This is a genomic window from Microbacterium sp. (assembly GCF_043427715.1).
Taxonomy (GTDB): Bacteria; Actinomycetota; Actinomycetes; order Actinomycetales; family Microbacteriaceae; genus Microbacterium.
In genome coordinates this window covers 17990-36871 of the sequence record NZ_JBHWTD010000082.1, presented here as the reverse complement: position 1 = coordinate 36871, position 18882 = coordinate 17990, and the positions used below count along the sequence as shown (strand labels likewise).

Annotated in this window: 17 protein-coding genes; 6 read left to right on the top strand and 11 right to left on the bottom strand. The window is 70.2% G+C overall.

Annotated features, from left to right (window positions below):
• Nucleotides 1–287: 287 nt before the first annotated feature.
• Nucleotides 288–2750: a glycoside hydrolase family 3 N-terminal domain-containing protein gene (locus tag ACHFGS_RS08745; protein WP_394278864.1), complete on the bottom strand. Its 2463-nt coding sequence runs from the start codon at nt 2748–2750 to the stop codon at nt 288–290.
• Nucleotides 2751–2826: 76 nt separating this feature from the next.
• Here ACHFGS_RS08745 and ACHFGS_RS08740 point away from each other — a divergent pair, with 76 nt between their 5' ends.
• On the top strand, nt 2827–3378 hold the full coding sequence (locus ACHFGS_RS08740; protein ID WP_394278865.1) for a hypothetical protein: 552 nt from the start codon (nt 2827–2829) through the stop codon (nt 3376–3378).
• A gap of 3 nt (nt 3379–3381) precedes the next feature.
• Here ACHFGS_RS08740 and ACHFGS_RS08735 read toward each other — a convergent pair whose 3' ends face one another.
• From ACHFGS_RS08735 to ACHFGS_RS08705, 7 genes are all read right to left on the bottom strand, one after another.
• Nucleotides 3382–4842 carry an FtsX-like permease family protein gene (locus tag ACHFGS_RS08735; RefSeq protein WP_394278866.1) on the bottom strand — a complete coding sequence of 487 codons (1461 nt, stop codon included), beginning with the start codon at nt 4840–4842 and terminating at the stop codon, nt 3382–3384.
• Nucleotides 4839–5600 (bottom strand): ABC transporter ATP-binding protein, encoded by a 762-nt coding sequence (locus tag ACHFGS_RS08730; protein WP_394278867.1) that lies wholly within the window; start codon nt 5598–5600, stop codon nt 4839–4841. The genes ACHFGS_RS08735 and ACHFGS_RS08730 overlap by 4 nt, the downstream gene beginning before the upstream one ends.
• 87 nt (nt 5601–5687) lie before the next feature.
• A complete protein-coding gene (locus ACHFGS_RS08725) occupies nt 5688–6329 on the bottom strand; it encodes a response regulator (RefSeq protein ID WP_394278868.1) in 642 nt (213 codons plus the stop codon).
• Complete coding sequence (locus tag ACHFGS_RS08720) at nt 6326–6652, bottom strand: ATP-binding protein (protein WP_394278869.1); 327 nt, start codon at nt 6650–6652, stop codon at nt 6326–6328. The genes ACHFGS_RS08725 and ACHFGS_RS08720 overlap by 4 nt, the downstream gene beginning before the upstream one ends.
• The gene (locus tag ACHFGS_RS08715) at nt 6613–7521 is read right to left on the bottom strand and encodes a sensor histidine kinase (protein ID WP_394278870.1); all 909 of its coding nucleotides are present in this window, start codon (nt 7519–7521) and stop codon (nt 6613–6615) included. The genes ACHFGS_RS08720 and ACHFGS_RS08715 overlap by 40 nt, the downstream gene beginning before the upstream one ends.
• Before the next feature lie 57 nt (nt 7522–7578).
• Nucleotides 7579–8484: a diacylglycerol/lipid kinase family protein gene (locus tag ACHFGS_RS08710; protein ID WP_394278871.1), complete on the bottom strand. Its 906-nt coding sequence runs from the start codon at nt 8482–8484 to the stop codon at nt 7579–7581.
• Nucleotides 8485–8606: 122 nt separating this feature from the next.
• Nucleotides 8607–9080 (bottom strand): Lrp/AsnC family transcriptional regulator, encoded by a 474-nt coding sequence (locus tag ACHFGS_RS08705; protein WP_394278872.1) that lies wholly within the window; start codon nt 9078–9080, stop codon nt 8607–8609.
• Nucleotides 9081–9199: 119 nt separating this feature from the next.
• Here ACHFGS_RS08705 and ACHFGS_RS08700 point away from each other — a divergent pair, with 119 nt between their 5' ends.
• Complete coding sequence (locus tag ACHFGS_RS08700) at nt 9200–10606, top strand: DUF6421 family protein (protein WP_394278873.1); 1407 nt, start codon at nt 9200–9202, stop codon at nt 10604–10606.
• Nucleotides 10607–10618: 12 nt separating this feature from the next.
• Here the strand turns inward: ACHFGS_RS08700 and ACHFGS_RS08695 are convergent, their stop codons facing one another.
• Nucleotides 10619–12004, bottom strand: coding sequence for an MFS transporter (locus ACHFGS_RS08695; RefSeq protein ID WP_394278898.1), 1386 nt, complete (start codon nt 12002–12004; stop codon nt 10619–10621).
• A gap of 165 nt (nt 12005–12169) precedes the next feature.
• Between ACHFGS_RS08695 and ACHFGS_RS08690 the strand changes: the two genes are divergently transcribed.
• Complete coding sequence (locus ACHFGS_RS08690) at nt 12170–13237, top strand: threonine aldolase family protein (RefSeq protein WP_394278874.1); 1068 nt, start codon at nt 12170–12172, stop codon at nt 13235–13237.
• A 21-nt stretch (nt 13238–13258) separates the two neighbouring features.
• On the opposite strand, the gene ACHFGS_RS08685 is transcribed toward ACHFGS_RS08690, so the two are convergent.
• The gene (locus tag ACHFGS_RS08685; protein WP_394278875.1) at nt 13259–13879 is read right to left on the bottom strand and encodes an NUDIX hydrolase family protein; all 621 of its coding nucleotides are present in this window, start codon (nt 13877–13879) and stop codon (nt 13259–13261) included.
• 85 nt (nt 13880–13964) lie between these two features.
• Between ACHFGS_RS08685 and ACHFGS_RS08680 the strand changes: the two genes are divergently transcribed.
• Nucleotides 13965–14621 carry an alpha/beta hydrolase gene (locus ACHFGS_RS08680; RefSeq protein ID WP_394278876.1) on the top strand — a complete coding sequence of 219 codons (657 nt, stop codon included), beginning with the start codon at nt 13965–13967 and terminating at the stop codon, nt 14619–14621.
• On the opposite strand, the gene ACHFGS_RS08675 is transcribed toward ACHFGS_RS08680, so the two are convergent.
• Nucleotides 14614–15708 (bottom strand): PucR family transcriptional regulator, encoded by a 1095-nt coding sequence (locus ACHFGS_RS08675; protein WP_394278877.1) that lies wholly within the window; start codon nt 15706–15708, stop codon nt 14614–14616. The two genes, ACHFGS_RS08680 and ACHFGS_RS08675, sit on opposite strands and share 8 nt — an antisense overlap.
• Before the next feature lie 172 nt (nt 15709–15880).
• Here ACHFGS_RS08675 and codB point away from each other — a divergent pair, with 172 nt between their 5' ends.
• On the top strand, nt 15881–17224 hold the full coding sequence (gene codB / locus ACHFGS_RS08670; protein WP_394278878.1) for a cytosine permease: 1344 nt from the start codon (nt 15881–15883) through the stop codon (nt 17222–17224).
• A complete protein-coding gene (locus ACHFGS_RS08665) occupies nt 17221–18756 on the top strand; it encodes an amidohydrolase family protein (protein WP_394278879.1) in 1536 nt (511 codons plus the stop codon). The genes codB and ACHFGS_RS08665 overlap by 4 nt, the downstream gene beginning before the upstream one ends.
• Nucleotides 18757–18882: the final 126 nt, after the last annotated feature.

Genomic DNA, 18882 nt, shown 5'->3' with positions numbered 1-18882 from the left:
CACCCAGAGTCGGCGCGAACTCGATCGCAGAACGACCCGCGATCAGCCCTCGAACCGCGCCCGCCCGCGTCGCCCACGGAATCTTCCTCGACACAACGAACCTCCTCGACGAGGTGTTGCGCTAGGACTCTGAAACCGCCCCCCCGCGGCGACCCGAGCTGACACCGTCGACGAGAACCGCAGCACGTCGACCACCACGACGATGTCGGCCGGGGCGAGCCGGTGCAGCCCCGCCACCCCCCAGTCGAAACGCAGCTGGTAGCGAGACTGGTCGAACGGGCTCGTGGTCATGCCTCCAGCGTACGAGCGTCGATCACCGGTTTGAGCGCGAGCGCGAGGCCCAGCACGTTCCGCGCGGTGCGCTGCAGCTCGCCACGGGTGAGCCCACCCTCGCGCGCGAGCGACTCGAGGATCGTGTCGTCGGCGTAGTCCTGCGGACCCGCCTCGGTCTTCACGCCGCCGGGCATGAGCACGTCGACCTGCGCGCGCACGCGGTAGGCGTTGTCCTCGAGGGCGGGGAAGTCGGGGTCGACGGCATCCTCCATCCACCAGTCGGTGATGACGACGCCCTCGTAGCCCCACTCCTCGCGCAGCACCCTGGTCACGAGGTCGTGGTGGTAGTGAGCCCAGACGCCGTTGATCTGGTTGTACGAGGTCATCAGCGTCTTCGGCTTCGCCTCGCGGATGCAGATCTCGAAGCCGCGCAGGTAGATCTCCCGCAGGGCGCGCTCCGACACGCGCGAGTCGTTGCGGGTGCGGTTGGTCTCCTGGTTGTTGGCGGCGAAGTGCTTGGGGCAGGCCGACACTCCCGCCGACTGCACGCCACTCACCACGGCCGCGGCGATCGAGCCGGTGACGACCGGGTCTTCGCTGAAGTACTCGAAGTTGCGGCCGCACAGCGGATCGCGGTGGATGTTCATCCCCGGGCTCAGGAGCACGTCCGACCCCTTCCGGAGCATCTCCTCGCCGTGCAGCGCCGCCAGCTCGCGCACGAGATCGGTGTTCCAGGTCGAGGCGAGCGCGGTGCCCGAGGGCAGGAGCGATGCGTACGCCGACAGTCGAAGCCCGCTCGGTCCGTCCGTCGTGGTGATCGGCGCCACCCCCTTGGCGCGGAGCGACTCCGACACCCCGCCGAGCACTCCGGCGTTGCCCGGCGCGCCGAGCGGGCTGTGCATCGTGACGTCGCCGCGCGCGAGCAGCGCGAGCTCGTCGTCACTCAGCTGGGCGATGAACTCGTCGAGGGATGCCGCGCCGTCGGCGACCATGCCGAGGGTGAGGCCCCGGTCGCCGGTCGGGGGGATCTCCTGCGGCAGACCTGCCGTGATGCGGTCGCGGCGCGACGCGGTCGCGGTGGGGACCGGCTCATGCGCGATCACCGCCGAGCCGTCGGCCCCGCGGGCGAGCGTGAGGCGCTCGAAGGGGACGACGGGTGCGGCGACCTCGGTCAGCCGCTGAATGACGTGGAGGTCGGTGACGTGGAAAGCCGCCACCTGCGCCGCCGAGCGGACGTCCGTCCCCACGAACACCGGGTACTCGCCGGGCTCGAGCACCCAGCAGCTGCGATGCCCGGTCGCGCCACCGTCGTCATAGGAGGCGAGGTCGTCGCGCCGGACCGTCAGCTCGACGCGCTCACGCTCGCCCGGCTGCAGGAGCGCCGTCTTGGCGAAAGCGACCAGCGAGCGGGCCGGCTTGCCGAGCGCGCCGTCGGGAGCGCCCGCGTACACCTGGACGACTTCCTTGCCCGCCCGCGACCCGGTGTTCGTCACCTCGACCGTCAGCCGGAGCGACGCGGCATCCTTCTCCTGATCGACCACCGTCACGGCGAAGGTCGTGTAGCCGAGGCCGTACCCAAAGGGGAAGAGGACGCGCTCCGGGGCGAAGGTCTCGAAGTAGCGGTACCCGACGAAGACGTCCTCGACGTACTCGTTCGCGTCCAGGTGTCCGAAGTTCGGCGCGCTCGGGTAGTCGGCGTAGCTGCGCGCGATCGTGTCGGTCAGCTTTCCGCTGGGCGCGAGCTCTCCGGCCAGGACGCTCGCCACCGCGCGGGCACCCTCCATCCCGCCCTGCCACGCGTACAGCACGGCGCCGATGCGCCGTTCGTAGTCGGCGAGCCACGACAGGTCCATGACGTTGCCGGCGTCGAGCACGACGACCGTGTGCGCGAATGCGTCGGTGACGGCATCCAGCAGGGCACGCTCGTCAGCGGTGAGGTAGTAGCTGCCGGGCTCCAGCACGCTCTCCCGCGCCTCTCCCGCCGCACGACCGATCGCCACGACGGCGGTGTCCGCGCGCAGTGCCGCCGCCGCGACGTCGCCCGCGGAGATCGGCATCTCGGGGAAGTGGTGCGGCCACTGCCCCCACGTCGCGGCGAAAGTCGGCCGGTGCGTCGCCGTCCACGACGCGTACCGGTCGGCGAGTTCGCCGTCGACCTGGATGCCGGTGTCGCGCAGGCCCGCGAGGAGGTTCCAGATGTAGGGGACCTTCACGTCTCCGCCGGAGCCGTACCCAACCGCGAACCAGTCGATCTGCACACGACCGAACACGGCCACGCGGCGGCCTTCGAGCGGCAGCGTGCCGTCGTTGCGGAGGAGCACGACGCCTTCGGCGGCGGCCTGACGCGCGGTCCGCGCCAGCCCGGGGTCGAGCGTCGGATCCGTATCGAGCAGGAGCGTCGAGATCTGGGCGACGGATTCGACGGGGGCGAGGGTGTGCGAGCGGTCGCCCGATTCGATGGCGGGGTCGAGCGGCATGGCGGTCCTTCGGGAAATGCGGATTGGGAGCGCTCCCACAGTACTCGGCCGGACGGTCCGATGCGAGACTCGACGCATGCGGATCCTCCTGAAGCTCGAACTCGACTGCACTCCGGATGCCGCTTGGCGAGCGCTTCATTCGCCGCGCGCCGTCGCCGAGCTCTACGGCCCGCTCCTGCAGATGTCTCCGCTGGACGCGCATCCGTCGCCCTCATACGAGCCGGGCGACGACGTGCCGGTACAGTTGCGCGCGCTCGGCATGGTGGACGTGGGCCGTCAGCTCATCCACGTCGAAGACCGTTACACGGAGGACTCGCGCGGCCCCGTCCGCATCTTCCGCGACAGCGGCATCCCGCTGACCGGCCCCCTCTCCCAGCTCGACGTCTGGGATCACCAGATGGCGGTCAGCGCCGTCCCCGGCCGCCCCGACAAGACGCTGTGGCGCGACCGACTCGTGATCGGCGGCGTGGCCGCACCCGTGCTGTGGCCTGTCCTCTGGGGAATGTGGCAGTACCGAGCGATGCGCCTGCGCGCCCTCGCACCGACCTGGTCCTACGAACTCGAGGCGGCTTCCGAGCCCGCCGCACCCCAGGACGGGGACGGCGGGCCCGAATCCGCCGACCGCTGACGCTCAGTCGGCGAGCGCCTCGACCGGCGCCGTGCGTGTGGCGATGCGTGTCGGCATGACCGCTGCCACCAGGGTAAGCGCGGCTGTGGCTGCGATCACGATCGCGACCGGCAGCCACGGGATGGCGGGAGCGACGAACGTCGGCGAGATCCAGAGCGGCGGCATGGCCACCGAGCCCAGCAGCGACTGCGCCGCCACCCAGCCGTAGACGACGCCGAGCACGAGCCCGAAAGCCAGGGCGGTCACGGTGACGTGCGCCGCTTCCATGAGCACCATCCGGCGGATCTGCGGCGCGGTGAGCCCGAGGGCCCGCAGCAGGCCGAGTTCGCGGCGGCGCTGCACGACGCCGATCGTCAGCAGGTTGACGAGGCCGACGGCCGCGATCACGGCGCTGACGGCGACGAGGCTCATCATGACCGTCGAGAAGGAGTCGACCATCTGCTCGAACGCCGCGTCGGGCGTCCCGCCACTGGATGCCGCGACCAACGCCTTCGCCGACTCGGCCGCGACGGCGAACATCACGACGAGCGCGACGCCCATCACGACGCCGATGGCCATGCGGCTGGAACGCTCCGGGTACCGGACCGCGTTCTCCGCCGCGAGACGCGCCGTGACCGAGCCACCGAAGAGCCGGCCGGTCGCGCGGAGCAGCCGCGGCAGGATCGCCGTCGCCGACAGGGTCAGCGCCGTGAAGGACAGCAGTCCGCCGACGAACGAGACGATGACGCCCGCAGGGGTGACCATGCCGGCGAGGATGCCGAGCACGAGGAGCGCCGCACCGCCGAGCCCGAGGATCCATGCGCCGACGTTGCGGCCCCGCCGACCCGCGAGCACCTCGGTGGTCTGCTCCACCGCGCCGCCGAGCGCCTGCAGCGGCGTCACGGTCAGCACCCGGCGGGAGCCGGCCCATGCGGCGGCCCATGTGGTGAGCGCGACGGCCACTGCGGGAAGGAGCAGCACCGGCTGCGCGGCGGCGTAGTCGGTGCTGACACCGAGCGCACCGTCGAGCAGCGGCAGTGATGCGGCGACGGCGAGCGTTGCGCCGACGAGGCCGAGCACGGCGCCTATCGCACCGACGGCGAAGCCCTGGCCCGCCACGTCAGAGCGCTGCGAGCGCGCGGACGCGCCGATGAGTCGCATCAGGGCGATGCGGCGTGTGCGCCCCGCGATGATCGTCGAGAACGTGTTCGCGGTGACGATCGCCGCGACGTAGATCGCAACGGCGAGAAGGATGACGCTCAGCACGGCGAGCACGAGGGTCATCGTGTCGGAGGTGCCGTAGAGGTCGTTCGCGCGGAAGCTCGCCGACAGGTAGCCGGTGGCCGACAGGAGCACGACGCCGAAAGCCGTCGAGATCGCGGCGACGAGGATCGTGGCGCCCATCCCGCGCTCGCGCAGCCAGGCGAACGTCGGCCGTGACGCGGCGAGGGCCGGCATCCGCCGATCGAGGGTCGCGGCGGTCATGCCGACACCTCCGCAGCGAGCATGAACGCCGACACCTGCTCCGCGGTCTGCGCCGGCTTGTCGGCGACGATGCGGCCGTCGCCGAGGAACAGCACGCGGTCGGCGTACGACGCCGCGACCGGGTCGTGGGTGACCATCGCGATGGACTGTCCGCGCTCGCGACTCGCGGTGCGCAGCAGCGTGAGCACTTCGCGGCTCGACCGGGAGTCGAGATTCCCGGTGGGCTCATCGGCGAAGACGAGGTCGGGCGCGGTCGCGAGAGCGCGCGCGATCGCGACGCGCTGCTGCTGGCCGCCGGAGAGCTCGTGCGGGCGATGGCGGAGCCGGGCGCCGAGACCGAGGGTCTCGACGAGACCGTCGATGCGCGAACGCTCGAGCGACGTGGGCCGGCGGCCGTCGAGGTCGAACGGCAGCAGGATGTTGCCGATCGCGTCGAGCGTGGGCACGAGGTTGAACGCCTGGAAGATGAAGCCGACCCGGCGGCGCCGGAGCACCGTGAGGTCGATGTCCTTCATCCCGGTGATGTCGGTGTCGCCGATCCACACGCGACCCGACGTCGGCGCATCGAGCCCCGCCATGATGTGCATGAGCGTGGACTTGCCCGACCCGGAGGGGCCCATGATGGCGGTGAACTCGCCGCGACGGATTCCGACGGTGACGTCGTCGAGGGCGCGGACGGTCGACTCTCCCGCGCCGAAGGTCTTCGTGAGGTTCTGGACGCGGGCGGCGAGGCCCATGTCGGAGGTGGTGATCTGCATGTCTTCGACGCTACGAAGGGCACACATCCCCGCGCGTCGGTCGCTCGTCGCTCGCACGTACATCGCGAGGATGATCTGCCTCTGGCGTCAGGCGAGGCCGTGTTCGAACGCGAAGACGACGAGCTGCACGCGGTCGCGCAGCGCGAGCTTCGCGAGGATGCGGGACACATGTGTCTTCACCGTCGCCTCCGACAGGAACTCGCGCGCGGCGATCTCGGCGTTCGACAGCCCGCGGGCGGCGAGCGCGAAGATCTCCCGCTCCCGATCGGTGAGGTCGGCGTACGCCGGGGGCACGGCCCGCGTGGGCTGCCCCAGGGAGGCGAAGAGCTGTCGGGTCGCGGCGGCGGCGATCACTGACGAACCGGCGTGCACGGTGCGGATCGCCGCGAGGAGGAACTCCGGATCGGCATCCTTCAGGAGGAATCCGCTCGCCCCTTGCTGGATCGCTCGCGCCGCCGCCTCGTCGAGGTCGAACGTCGTCAACATGACCACCTTCGGCGGATCGGGGTCGCCCAGCAGCGTCGCCGTCGCGGTCAGGCCGTCCATCACCGGCATCCGGATGTCCATCAGCACGACGTCCGGGCGGGTGGCGCGCACCACGTCGAGCGCCTGAGCGCCGTCGGACGCCTCGCCGACCACCTCGAGGTCGGGCTGCGACGAGACCACCATGCGGATGCCGGCACGGAACAGCGCCTGATCGTCGACCAGGACGACACGGATCACGGTCATGAGAACTCTCGCGGGGAATCAGTGGCGGGGGCGCGCAGCCCATCGTCCGCACGAACGGGAAGGGTGGCGGACACGACGAACGCGGAGCCGTCGGGACCGGCATCAAGGCGGCCGCCGATCAGCTGCGCGCGCTCGCGCATGCCGATGAGGCCGTGCCCGGGCACGCGGCGCTCGGCGCCGGGTTCGGATGCCGCCTCGTTGCGCACCCGCAGATCGACGCGATCGCCCCACCAGGCGAGGGATACGTCGACGGGTCCACCACTGCCGTGGCGCAAGGCGTTGGTCAGTGCCTCCTGGAGGATGCGGTAGACCGCGAGCTCCACGGACGCGGGCACCTCCCCGGCGGGGCGGGATCGACGTCGACACGCAGTTCGACCCCGGCGGCGCGCACCTGCGCGTACAGCTGTTCGAGATCGGCGAGAGTCGGCTGCGGGCCGTCGGACTGGGAGTGACGCAGCTGGGTCAGCAGCAGGCGGACATCCGACAGCGCCGACCGCGCCGTCGTCGAAATCGTGCCGAGCGCCGCCGACTGGGCGGCGGGATCGGCCGCGGCGGCATAGCGAGCGCCGTCGGACTGCGCGATGATCACGGCGAGCGAGTGGGCGACGATGTCGTGCATGTCGCGCGCGATCCGGGTGCGCTCCTGCTCCGCCGCTGTCTCGGCTTCGGCGCGGACCTGTGCGGCACGCGTGGCGCGGCCACGGAGGACGTTGCGCACGAGGGCGCCGCTGGTCCACGCGAGCCCCAGCGCGAACAGCGCCGCGATGAGAATGGCCACGGCGGAGGGGAGGTCGGACCACGAGAACTGGCCGATGAGACCCCAGCGGAACAGGTAGATCGTGATCGCCGCCGAGCCGACGCCGACCGAGGCGAGGCCCGCCCAGAACACGAGGCGCGAGCCGTACGCCGCCGTGACGTACAGCACCGCGAAGATCGCGATGTCGACGAAGCCGGGGTTCCGCTCCGCCGTCATCTGCAGCAGCGCGCCAGTCCACGCCACGCCGAGCGACAGCCCCGGCGACAGTCGGCGAACCGCCACCGCGGCGGCCATGATGAGCACCAGGACGACGGCGACCCACTCCGTCCCCGGTGCAGCCGACGTGACGAGTTCGGCCGGCAGCGCGACGAGCGCGAAGCCGAACGCGACCAGGACGTCGAAGACCACCTGGAGGGGTCGGAGCTGGCGGAACACCCTTCGACGTTACGCGGCGGCGCGCGGCGCGGCATCCACCCAGCGATGTATCGTGCGTCAGCGCCCGGGTAGATAGACGCGCAGCCCCTGATCGATCGCCGAGACGCGCAGGCGGAACCCGTCCTGTCCGACCTGCTCGAGCTCGCCGTCGTGCACGTAGATGTCAGGGGCGCTCCCGGCACGGACCTCGAGGTCGATGTCTGCCGACACGATCCGTTCGAAATCGGATGCCGGCGGCATGAGGCGGACCGTGCGCAGCACCAAGATCGAGCGTCGGCCGAACGCCAGCGATGCCACCGCCCGCATGCGCGTTCCGCGGGCGTGGTGGATGCGGACGTCGACGACGGGGTCGTCGAGGGTGGCCCGCTGCATCATCGCGATGCGGTCGGGGTCGTTGCGGCCGACGCCGACGAAGACCGACCACACCGATGCGCGACGGCCGCCGCGGACGATGCCGACAGCGTGGGCATCGTGGAGCGCGCGCCACGCAGCGACGGCACCGCCGATCCACTTGCCCAAACTCGTGCGTCGCTCCCGCTCAGCGAGCATCTCGGGGTAGGCGCCGACCGAGACCGCGTTGAGAACGGTGATCGGGTCGCGGTCATCGACCGTCACCTCGGCCACGGCGATCGGCCGCACCGCGCCGGAGAAGTAGGCCTCGAGACCCGCGTCGACGTCGGCGACCCCGATGGACCGGGCGAAGTGGTTGAACGTGCCCTGCGGCAGCACGAGAAGCTCGAGATCGTGGCGGCGCGCGAGGTGGGCTGCGCGCGATACCGAGCCGTCGCCGCCAAGGATCGCCAGCACGCGCGGCGCCTCCTCCCGCGACACGGCCGCGGCGACGACCTCGTCGAGGGGCTCCTCCTCGCCGAGCTCGTGGACGACCGCCCGCGGCAGGCGGCGCCGCACGTCGGCGGTGCGATCGGGGCGCCCGACGGAGACCCCCGAACGGGTGTTGGTCACCACGAGAACGCCGCTGCCGTCGCGCGGCCTGGCGCTGCACTCTCGTCCGTCACGCCCCGAGGTTACGCCGCAGCGAGCCGGCGACTGATCCTCTTGACAGCCTCGACGTCGGCGTGCCGGAGTCAGGCGGGGCGCACCGGGCGGTTCTCGAAGAAGGTCTGCAGCACGACCGTCGTCCGGGTGTTGACGGCTGCGGCGCTGCGGATGTCGCGGATCAGTCGCTCCAGATCGCGCGGCGTCGCGACGCGCACGAAGAGCATGTATGCGGCGTCGCCGGCGATCGAATGGCACGCCTCGATCTCGTCGAGGTGCGCGATCAGCTCGGGGGCGTTGTCGGGCTGGCCGGGGTCGAGCGGCGTGATCTCGACGAACGCGGCGAGGGGCTTGCCGACCGCTTCGGGTTCGATGACGGCGCGGTAGCCGCGGATGACCCCGCGGGTCTCGAGGCGACGCACCCGAGCCTGCGTCGCCGACACCGACAGTCCCGCGGCGGCGGCGAGTTCGGCGAGAGTCGCCCGGGCATTGACGGCGAGCTCGGCGACGATCGCGGCATCCGCGGCGTCGCTGAACGCGGGGATCGTCTCGTCGGAAGCCACGATCCGACGTTACTCCACCCGCAACGACAGGTGATCTTCCTGACATAGACTGCATCGACAGGAAAGATTCCCGTAGAATCCCTCGCGAACCGTTTCTCGAGACCGATGGGAGGTCCATCATGAGCACCGTCGCCACACCCCCGACGATCATCGGAATGCCCGAGGTGGTCGAGGACCCCCGCACGGCGCCCGACTCCGCCGCCTGGCGTCTGCTGAAGGATGCCGCGACCTCCCTTCAGGACCTGCAGAGCGCCGACGGTTCGATCTCCGCCGATCAAGAGGCGGCGCGCGAGCACGTCGCGGCGATCATCGCCGGCATCCGCGCACTGGCCCCCGCCTTCCCCCACGACGCGGCCTACCTCGACGCGAGCATCGCCGACTTCGAGCGGTGGGAGCGATCGGGCTTCGGCGTGCCCGACTTCCTCGACTCACTCGTCGCCTTCCAGCCGCAGCGGCATCGGGTCGACGGGCTCCGCCACCTCGTCGTGTTCCCGATGTACACGCAGAACGGGTCCCGCGAGCGCAAGGTCGAAGCGGTGCTCGTCGAGGTCATCTGGCCCGAGTTCATCGACGCGCTCGAGCAGACCTACACGAACCGGCTCTTCGTCTCGCTGCGCCTGCTCGACTTCACGCCCGGCTACGACACCAACTCCGCGGTGCTCTTCCCCGAAACCGTCGCGATGCGCGAGGTCCCCACCTTCACCTGGGGTGCGATCTTCCAGGACCGCGAGGCCGCCCGATACCGGCGCGTGGTGCGCGCGGCATCCGAGATCACCCGTCTCGACCTGCCCGAGGCGGCCGCGCGGCTGCTCGACGACCAGGCACTGGCCGAGAAGACCTTCGTCATGTGGGACCTGATCCACGACCGCACCCACATGCGCGGCGACCTGCCGTTCGATCCGTTCATGATCAAGCAGCGGATGCCGTACTTCCTGTACTCCCTCGAAGAGCTGCGCTGCGACCTCACCGCGTTCCGCGAGTGCGTGAGCATCGAGCGGCGCCTCTCTGCGGAGTCCGACCTGACGGCGACGGATGCCGAGATGCTCGAGCACGCCGGTCTCGTGCAGTACGCCGTGATCTTCGACCGCATCTTCCGTTTTGCCATCACCGGCACCCGCGAGCGCAACTACGACGGCCTCGGCGGGCAGCTGCTGTTCGCTTGGCTGCACCGCCGCGGCGTGCTGCACTGGACCGACACGTCGCTCGCCTTCGAGTGGGAGCGGGTGGCCGACGCCGTCATCGAGCTCGCCGACGCCATCGACCGGCTCTACTGGGAGTCGATCGACCGTCCGAAGGTCGCGCACTGGCTCGCCGCGTACGACCTCGTCCGGGAGACCGTCACCCCGCACCCGGCATCCCGCTGGGCGCGGGGACTCCCCGACGAGATCCTCGCCGGTCCGCCGAAGGGGTACACCGACGCGGTCCTCGATGACGAGTTCCCGCTGTCGATGTTCTTCGAGGCGCTCGAGAAGAAGATGCGCCCCGTGATCGCGTCGACCGCCGGCATCCGCGGCACCGACGACTGAGCGGCAGCTCGGTCAGTCGATTGCCGCGGCGCCGCCGGCGGCTTCGCGCGACGACGACGGCATCGGCGGAGGGTCGGATGCCGCTGCGGCATCGCCCTCCGTCGTCTCGGGCGCGGCCGCGTACGCCCGCGACAGGGTGCGATACGACCGGGTGGCGAATGCGGCGAGCGCGGCGGCGACCATGACGAGGCCGCCGACGAGGAAGATCATGGCGATGCCGCGCGCCTCCCCCTCGCCGAGGAGCCATGCCCACTGCGCCTGGCCTGCATCGGCGCGGAAGTACGGGATGATCCAGAACTCGGCCAGCGGAGCGATCGCGAACGACGTGATCGGGGCTGCAGAGACCTCGAGCGCGGTCGCCGCACCGAACACGCGTCCTTGACGCTCGAAGGGCACCACCTTCTGGATGACGGTCTGTTCGGCCGACTCCACGACGGGGATGAGGGCCATGTACACCCAGATTCCGAGGCCGAAGAGCAACCACCACTCGCGGAGCGTGAAGACCGCGCCGAGGACACCCATCGCCACGACGACCAGCAGCAGGGTGCGGATCGGATTGCGGCCGAGCCCCTTCGCGGCCACGATGCTCCCGCCGATGATGAAGCCGGTGGCGGTGACGGCGAGGATGACCCCCCAGATCTCGACCGGGAAGAGCGTCAGACCGTACGGATCCATGAGGGCCATGTAGAGGCCGCCGATGAAGTTGTTGAACGTCGAGAACAGGATCAGCGCGAACAGGCCCGGCACGGCGCGGATCGCCGCCGCCGCCCCGCGCACGTCGATGATCGTCGAGCCCGTCTCGACGACCGGCCGCTCCTCGGGAATCCGCAGCATCAGCAGGTGCACGAGCGGGATGGCGGTGAGGGCGATCGCGATCGCGAGGGTCCAGCCCATGCCGAGCAGACCGATCGCGAAGCCGGAGAGCACGCTCGTCACGACGAAGGCGAGCCCCTGGACCGTGCCCACCATGCCGTTGGCGTTCGCGTGGCGCTCGGTCGGCACCAGCAGGGTCACCGTGGTCGACAGCGCGATGTTGCGGAGGTTCTCGATGACCGCGCCGGCGAGGATGACCGCCGAGAACAGCCAGAACCACGGTCGCCCGAGGTCGAGGAGGGCCGACTCGGGCTGCGACAGGTAGATGGCCCCGGCCGCCAGGAACGCGATCAGGGTGACAAGTCCCGACACGATCATCACCGAGTGCTTGCGGAACCGGTCGACGAGGGTGCCGAAGACCATGCCGAACACGGCCAGCAGCAGCATGTACGCGCCGCCGATGATGCCCGTGGCCAGCACCGACTGCGTCTCCAGGTACACCCAGAACGTCAGCGCGAACCAGAGGAAGCTCGTCGTGATGTTGGCGACGGCGGTGTTCACGAGGACGTGCAGGAAGGTGCGCATCCCGCCGGGCGGAACGACGTGTGTCGGAGCGTCGGGGGACGGTGTGGAACTCGACGGAACGTCGGTCATGATCAGAGGGTAGGACCGGGTTCCGACACCGACAAGGAGGGCGCCCGGGCTCCGTGCCACGGTACCCGCTCGGCCGTCGCGATCTAGGCTGAGAAGGTGACGACGCTCCACGACCCCACGGTCCGCTCCTTCGCCAGCGACAACTACTCCGGCGTGCACCCGGAGGTGCTGGCGGCCATCACCGCCGCCAACGACGGACACCAGATCGCCTACGGCGAAGACCTCTACACCGAACGCCTCCAGCGGGTCTTCGAGAGCCACTTCGGCGAGGGCGTCGAGGCCTTCCCGGTCTTCAACGGCACCGGTGCGAACGTCACCGGTCTGCAGTCGATGATCCCCCGCTGGGGCGCGGTCGTCGCGGCATCCACCGCCCACATCAACGTCGACGAGGGCGGCGCACCCGAGCGGGTCGCCGGCATCAAGATCCTCAATGTGCCCACCGACGACGGCAAGCTCACCCCTGAGCTCGTCGACCGCGAGGCGTGGGGCTGGGGCGACGAGCACCGCGCACAGCCGCTGGTGGTCTCGATCACGCAGTCGACCGAACTCGGCACCCTGTACACGCCGGACGAGATCCGCGCCCTCGCCGACCACGCCCACGAGCGCGGCATGCGCCTCCACCTCGACGGCGCCCGCCTGTCGAACGCCGCAGCGGCGCTCGACCTGCCACTGCGCGCGTTCACCCGCGACGCCGGCGTCGACGTCGTGAGCGTCGGCGGCACGAAGAACGGCGCCCTCGCCGCCGAGGCGATCGTGGTGCTCGACCCCGCGGCATCCGAGGGTCTGCGCTACCTCCGCAAGCTCAACATGCAGCTCGCCTCGAAGATGCGATTCGTCTCGGCACAGCTCGTCGCGCTGTACGAGGGCGACCTGTACCTGCGCAACGCCCGTCACGCGAACGACATGGCACGGCGCCTGCGCGCGGCCGTCGAAGCGGGGGTGGCCGACGGCTCGATCCGCGGTGTCGGGTTCACCCAGCCGACGCAGTCGAACGGCGTTTTCGCGACGCTCCCCGAGGGAGTCGCCGACCGACTGCGCGAGAAGTTCCGGTTCTACGACTGGGATGCCGCGCGCGGCGAGGTGCGCTGGATGTGCTCCTTCGACACCAGCGAGACCGACGTCGACGCCTTCGTGGCGGAGCTGTCGGCACTGACGCGCGGCTGAGCTCTTCGCTCAGCGCGCGGCTCAGCGCAAGGAGCCGACGGACGCGAGAGCGAGGCGCAGGAGCGTCGAACGGCCGCCCTCCATCTCGGCGGCCAGCGACTCCGATGCGGCCTCCTCGGGCGACATCCAGGTCACTTCGAGGGCATCCTGCCGGGGTTCGCACGTGCCGGTCACCGGCACGACGAAGGCGAGCGACACGGCGTGCTGCCGGTCGTCGTGGAACGCGCTGACACCGGGGATCGGGAAGTACTCGGCGACCGTGAACGGGGTCGGCTGCGGCGGCAGCAGCGGGAAGGCCATCGGCCCGAGGTCGTTCTCGAGGTGGCGGAACAGCGCATCGCGCACCGTCTCGCCGTAGCGCACCCGACCCGAGACGATCGTGCGGGTGATCTCGCCCATGGGCGTCGCGCGCAGCAGCACGCCGACCTCGGTGACCGCGCCCATGCCGTCGGTCCGCACGGGGATCGCCTCGACGTAGAGCATCGGAATCCGTCGGCGCGCCTCGGCGAGCTCGACGTCGGTGAGCCACGCCGGGTTGCCCGACGACCCCTGACTGCTCATCGATCCCAATCCGCGCAACGGGTCGTGCGATCCGTCGTCGTCGCGCTCGTTCGGGTCGGGGTCGGGGGTGCGGACGGCCATGCCTCATGTATACCCGAGCGGATGCCGCGTCGCCGGGCACCGGTGGGCTCGGCGAAGGGTCGGCGCCCTGCGGCAGGATGGTGCCATGACCTCTGCGCCCCTTCTCGATCCGGATGCCGTGCTCTGGTCCGCGCCCGCGCAGGAGCGGGCCGGTCGTCCCCTGCTCGTCCTCCTGCACGGGTACGGCTCGAACGAGGAGGACCTCTTCGCCCTGACGCCGCACCTTCCGGACGCGTACGTCGTGGCATCCGTCCGCGCACCGCTGGCGCCCCGCTTCCCGATGCCGGGGTATTCCTGGTTCACGATCGACGGCGTGGAAGGGCGTGACCCCGACGAGGTGCAGGCGTCGGCCGCGGGCGTGTGGGAGTTCATCGACGCGGTCCGCGGTGACGCCCCGCTGGTCGGGCTGCTCGGCTTCTCGCAGGGCGGGGTCATCTCGCTTCAGGCCCTCCGCCAGCGACCCGACGACCTCGCGTTCGCCGTGAACCTCGCTGGGTACGCCTTCCCCGAGCCGCTTGCCACCGACGCGCGGCTCGCCGAAGTCAAGCCGCCGGTGTTCTGGGGCCGCGGCAGCCACGACCAGGTGATCCCGCAGCCGTTCATCGAACACACCGCGCAGTGGCTGCCCGCGCACGTGGAGCTCAGCGGCCGCGTCTACCCGGGCCTCGCCCACGCCGTCTCGGCCGACGAGCTGCACGACGTGCGGGTCTTCCTGGAGAAACGGCTGGCGGCGATCAGCTGACCCCGGCTCCTCGAGCGACGAGCGCTACGAGGAAGGCCGCACGGCCCCGGGTGTCGAGCGGGCTGAGCCCGGTCAAGGTTTCGATGCGCTCCACCCGCTTGCGCACCGTGTTGACGTGCACGAAGAGATCGCTCGCCGTGGAGATGACGGATCCGTCTCGCTGACACAATCGCTCGACCGTCTCGAGGAGTGTGGTCCGGTGGCGCGCGTCATACTCGATGAGAGGTGCGAGCAGGCGGTCGCGGAAGGGAGCGAGCTGCTCGGGAGTGAGTCGCTCGATGAGACCCTCCCATGTCGCGAGATCTCGGGGGCCCCGAGGCGCTCCGTGCCGTGCCGCGAGGGACGCCGCCGCAATCGCCTCACGCAACGCTCCCGCGAGGGCGGCCGGATCCACCGGGCCGCTCCACCCCACATCCCCCGCCAGCAGATCGTCGGTGGGCGGACCTGGCTGTGTCGCGGCCACGACAGCGACGGAGAATCCGCCGGTCGTTCCCACCAGGGCCGAGTCAAGTCGACGCAGCACGCGCCCCCGCGCTGCCAGGACCCACACCCCGGGAACATCCCCGAGCACGTGGATGAGGCGCTCGCGAAGAACGACAGCGCTGGCGTGGCCGCGGCGGACCATGTCGAAGATCGCTCCCACTGATTCCCGCGCAAGCTCCTCGGCGTCGTGCCGCTGCTGTTCGTGGGCGATCCGACGGGTGATCTCGACGAACGGCACATCTGGCGGCACCGACAGCACCGCCAACCCCGCGGCGTTCGCCGCTGAGATCAACGCCGAAGGCACCGCCGATTCCACGACTCCCAAGGCGTAGCCGATGGCCGCGGGACGGGTACGCCGGACCGACCGCACGAACGCACGCTGAGACGCGGCATCCCGGATCGAGATTCCTGACGTCAGGACGAGCTCCCCACCGCGCAGATACGGCGACGGGTCGAGCAGGTCGGTGGGCAACCCCCACCGCACGGCGCGATCGAGACCTACCGACTCGCCGACGAGGTCGATCCGAGGGTGTCCCCAGCGGAGGAGATCGCCCACCCGGAGGACGTCGACGTCCGCGACGAGGCGCGGTTCGGTCGGGAGCACGTCGTCACCGTACGACCCGCCGATTTCGCTCCGATGACACCGTCGTTTCGGACAGGTGGAGATTCACACACCCACCGACCCGGCCCGCTGTCACCGGATCCACTCTTCTGCGCCGTGCAACGGGATCGAAACACAGGACGCGTGGGATGTGACCACTCGGAAAGGAGTGCTCATGACCTCGACCACTGCGGCATCCGCCGCCCCGGAGCGCGTCGACCGCGACTACCCGCTCGGCCGCGTCCCCCACAGCGCCCGGCAAGGATGGTTCGCCATCCTCGTCGTCGTCGCCGGCTTCATCTTCTTCACCCCGACGATGGTCACCGGCGGCCAAGTCGCCGGCGCGTTCGGGTTCGCTGCGTTCGTCGGGCTCGCCGCCGTCGCGTCGGTGGTGCTCGCCCTCTACATCGCGACGCTCGGCGCGACAAGTGCGGCGACGGGTCTTTCGACGGTCCTCCTCGCCCGACTGTCGCTCGGGCGAGTCGGAGGCAAGTGGGCCTCGATCGTCCTGGGTGGCACGCAGATCGGGTGGTACGGCATCACCGTCGGCATCTTCGCCGACCTCCTCGCGTCCGCGATCGGTTGGGAGGTCTCGTGGCCCCTCGCGATCGTGGGTGGCCTGGTGATGGCGACGACCGCGTACTGGGGCTTCAAAGGCATCGAGATCCTGTCCTGGGTGTCGGTCCCGCTCATGTTCGCGCTCTGCATCTGGATCACGGTCGTCTCCGTCGATGAGGTGGGCGGCTGGACCGCGATGTTCGCGACCACCGGCGACGGCTCGCTGTCACCGGGCCTGGCGATCACCATGATGATCGGCACGTTCATCTCCGGCGGAACGCAGGTAGGCAACTGGACTCGGTTCGCGAAGAGCCCACGCACTGCCTTCCTCATCTGCCTCGGCGTCCTCCTGGTGATCGAGACGGCGATGCTTGTCTTCGGCGGGATCGGTGCGATCGCCTTCGGCGAACCGGACTTCACGGCGCTCCTGTTCACGATGGGACTCGCGCTCATGGGCGTCCTGCTGCTGACGTTCAACCTCTGGACCACGAACGACAACACCGCTTACGCGTTCGGGGTCGCCGGTGCCGAGCTCGCGAACCGCAACGACAAGCGACCGTTCATCATCATCGGCGTGATCGTCGGAATCGCCCTTGCCGTGACGGGCGTCGCCAACGCGCTGATCGGCTTCCTCGTGACCCTGGGCACCGTGATCCCGCCGCTCGGCGGCGTCATCATCGGCACCTACCTCTTCGTGTGGCGTCGACGCGACCCCGGCACCGACGTGACCCGGGTGGGCATGTTCGTGTGGCCCGGCATCATCGCCTACCTGCTCGGCACGGCGGCCGCCGCGTCCGGCGCGTTCACCGGTATCGGCAGCCCCGCCGTACAGGGCATCATCGTCGCGATCATCGCGGCCCCCGTCTGCCACGCGATCGCGCGTCGCTTCGGAAAGGCCCCGACGGACGTCGGCGCCGGGGACGCGGCATCCACCACGGTCGGAACGGAGGTGTCCGCATGACCGGCACCCTCATCCGTGGCGCGCAGGTCATCACGATGGATGCCGCAACAGGGTCGACCCCGGCGAGTCGGGACATCCGGATCGACGGCGGCGTCTTCACCGAGATCGGCACGGATCTCGCGCCCCAGCCCGGCGACGAGATCATCGACGGCACCGGCATGCTCGTCACGCCGGGGTTCGTCAACGCGCACACGCACTCGTGGGAGTACCTCTACAAGGGTCGCTACGACAACATGCCGCTCGAGCTCTGGATGCTGTACGCCTACCCGATCCTCGGCGGGACACCGACGAGTCCCGATATCGTGCGCCTGCGGACACTCATGTTCGCGATGGAGTCGATGAAGAACGGTGTCACGACGCTGGTCGACGACGTTCTCGAGACCCCGGGACAGGACCTCGACCAGCTCGCCGCGGTCGCGGGCGCGTACGAAAGCATCGGCATCCGGGCGAATGTGTCGGGTCACATCATCAACCGGCCGTTCGTCGACACGCTGCCCTTCGTGGCCGACTGGCTCCCCGACGACCTCGTGCGTCAGGTGCGGGCACAACCCGTGCTGTCGGCCGACGAGTACCTCGATTACTCGCGGACGGCCTTCGAGCGCCACCACGGGACGGCCGGCGGACGGGTCCGGTACATGCTGGCGCCATCCGGACCGCAGCGGTGCACCGACGACCTGCTGGTCGGCGCGACCGAGTTGGCCGCGGAGTACGACGCGGAGGTGCACATCCACGTCCTGGAGACGAGGACCCAGGCGGTCACCGGCGATGAGCTCTACGGCGGACAGACCCTCGTGGAACACCTCGACGGCATCGGCGCCATGAGCGAGCGGACGACGTTCGCTCACGGCATCTGGGTCACCGACGAGGACATCGAGCGGATCGCGCGTCGCGGCACGTCGGTATCGCACAACGCCATCTCCAACCTCAAGCTCGGCTCCGGCGTGCTGCCGTGGCGGCGCTACCACGATGCGGGTGTGAACCTCGGCCTCGGCACCGACGGGTGCAGTTCGAGCGACACTCCCCGGCTCATGGAGGTCATGAAGACGGCCGCTCTGCTGCACAAGGTGACAGAACCCGACCTGACCCGCTGGTCGACCGTCGACGAGGTTCTGCGTGCGGCGACGATCGGCGGTGCGCGCAGCGCCGTCCTGGACAGCTCGGTCGGGTCGATCGAGGTCGGCAAGCGCGCAGATCTCGTCATGTTCGACACCGAGACGCTCGCTTTCCTGCCGACGAACAAGCTCGAGAACCACCTGGTCTACAGCGAGAACGGATCCTCAATCGTCCGGGTGATGGTCGACGGCGTCACCACCGTCCTCGACGGCCGGCTGACGCTCATCGACGAGGACGCCGTCATCGCGTCGTTCCGCGCCGAGATGCCCGGCATCCGCGAGGAGCAGGACCGCCTGGACCGAGTGAACGACGCCTTCGCGCCGGCGTTCTCACGGATGTACGAGCAGGCGTCCGGCCTGCCCACGGCCGTGAACCGCTGGACGGGGGACGAGCGGACCTGGGTCCACCAACCGGCGTGACCATGGGGTCGGATGCCAGGGGTCGGTGCCGAGTGGAAGCGCCGACCCCTGGCATCCGTTCGCCGTCGTCGCTACCATGGTCGACGTCCTGTCCCGAGTGTGAGGAAGAGCCGTTGAAGGCAATCG